Raw genomic sequence first — 2,498 nt, forward strand, 5'->3', positions numbered from 1 at the left:
TAAATATTACTAAATCAGCAATGCCAAATCCTAAATCTACTTCCTGAATAAAATTTGTAATATGCTTAGATGTATCCCAATTACAAATTGTATGATAATTTTTTTTAAGCTTATTTACTAGTTGTTGTTCTGATTTAAACATATATTTTTTATAAAAATTATAGTTGCGTCATCATTATTTTCATTCGCAATTTTTTTTCTAATAGTATTTTTTATTGATAGCAGTCTTTTTTTACAAAAAGTTTCAAAATAGAATATTTTTTCTTTTTCCATTAAATTATAAAAGCCATCTGTACAAAGCATATAAGAAAAATGATCTTTCTCAATTAAGTTTAGTTTAAACTCTGCCAATTGGTAATTTTCCAATCCAAGACATTTAGTAATAACATTGGATGAATAACTATCATCAATAGATAATTGTTCAATAAACTGATTAGTTATTCCATATAATCTTGAATCTCCTAAAGAAGAAAAGTACAAATTTTTACCTTCTAAAGGAATATATAATAAGATAAATGTAGTGTATAATTGGTTTAAAGAGTGATTTAATAAATAGTTATTTAAATCAAACAAAAGCTTATCCAATTCTATAGAATTGGATAAGTATTTTTTATAAGTATTTTTTACAAATTTTTTCGAAATTATAGTTGCCTTCTTTGCATTTTTTGCACTGCCAACCCCATCAAAAACAAAAAATAACGAGAATAAGCTTTCTGTTATTACTAAAAAGGCATCTTCATTTTCTAATTTATTAACACCTTTTTTTGTCGTACAAGTAAAATCAATATTTTTCCTAAGCACCTTATTGTATTTACAAATATGTAACGAATAAAAATTGCACTATGTAATAATACGTAAAATTAATCTAAATTTCTTCAATCTAAAAAACTAAGTACTTGCATGCAGGGTACCCACTCCCTCAGTCTGATAGGGTTAAATAAAAATATTTCCACTTAACAATTTTGTCAATAGTTAAATAATCCAAAACAAAAATTCATTGTTTAAAATAGTATGTTTTGCTTCCACCTTTGTCCTTACTTCCCAACCTAGACTCTACATGCTCTATATCGTATTCAGTTTTACATAGCTGGCCACAAAAATATTGGTCCAAATCAGGCCGCTTCCGAAAAGCACATCCGCAAACCCCACACCACCCAAAGATATTTTTTAACTTTACACCGCACCATCTTAGAAGTAACCATTTTTAACAATGGTTGAATTAAGGTCCATATGCGAAAATTGCGGCAAGCCGCTGCCCTTTGATAGCGGTGAGGCCATGATCTAAGCCTGCGTTCGTGTCACACGAATTCATTTCAGGAAATCCTGCTTGTAACAAAAATCTTCACCACTAATCATTTATCGCTCCATACACCAATGCCCTGAATTTTTCTACCACATCACCGTGAGTAGTACCCTGTAACTGGCGGTAAAAAAGTAATACCATTTTTTCTTTAGGGTCTACCCAATAACTGGTGGCAAATGCACCGCCCCAGCTAAAGGTGCCTTGTTGTGCAGGAGTGCGGCTGCTGCCTGCTTCGGTTACTACCTGAAAGCCGAGTCCAAATTTATCTTTGCCCAGGGAAAGGTCGCCGATCTGGTTCATCGTCATAAGGCGAACGCTGTTTCTGCTGAGTAATCTTTTACCATTGTACATGCCATTGTTCAACAGCATTTGTAAAAAAATACCATAATCATAAATGGTAGATGATAAACCGGCACCACCGGAGTAATACGTGCTGTTGAGTAATGGATAATTAGAAACTGTTGGCCCGTTAAGCATATTGCCTTCTGCTTTTACTAAATGCCCGGTGGAATCTTCACGGTATAAATTTACCAAACGTGCTGCTTTTTCTTTTGGGATAAAAAAATACGTATCGTTCATGCCCAATGGTTGAAAAATTTTTGTGCGGAAAAAATCATTCAACGACATGCCGGAAATTACTTCTACCAAACAACCCAGCAGATCGCTGTTTAAACCATAGGTAAATTTTTCGCCGGGCTGGTGCATCAAAGGTAATTTTGCAAGGCGGTTCATGGCATCTAATAATTTATCATCCTGCACACCAATGCCTGCGGTTAATTTACTTTTTGCATAAATAGCATTGGCTTCTTTACTGCCTATTTGTGCATAGCCCAAACCAGATGTGTGGGTAAACAATTGACGAATAGTAATTTCGCCTTTAGCAGGAATAGTGGTGTACGTGGTATCTGTTGCTTCAAATTTATCCAGCACCTGTTGTTTTTTAAATGCAGGAATATATTTTGACACAGCATCATCTAATTGAAATTTTCCTTCTTCAAACAACATCATCATGGCTACGCTGGTAATGGCTTTTGTTTGCGATGCAATGCGGAAGATGGCATCTTTTTGCAACGTAGATTTGGTATCCAGATCATTTACACCGGCTGCTTTGTAATACGCTACTTTTCCATTGCGGATGATGAGTGCCACGCCACCATTCATCCATTCTTTTTTTGCCCATTCATTCATTTCTCTG

2 protein-coding genes are annotated in these 2,498 nt (G+C 34.3%); both read right to left on the reverse strand.

All coding sequences use genetic code 11. The features are described 5' to 3' along the window. Positions 1-117: 117 nt before the first annotated feature. Entirely contained in the window at positions 118-801 is a 684-nt protein-coding gene (locus ACY65O_RS10280) for a PP2C family protein-serine/threonine phosphatase (RefSeq protein WP_462220765.1), read from the reverse strand. Positions 802-1,348: 547 nt separating this feature from the next. Beyond that, positions 1,349-2,498, reverse strand: a 1,150-nt coding sequence (locus ACY65O_RS10285) for a serine hydrolase domain-containing protein (protein WP_462220766.1), incomplete at its 5' end; no start/stop codon positions are given.

This window comes from Ferruginibacter sp. (assembly GCF_031430955.1).
In the GTDB taxonomy this organism is placed as follows: Bacteria; Bacteroidota; Bacteroidia; order Chitinophagales; family Chitinophagaceae; genus Ferruginibacter.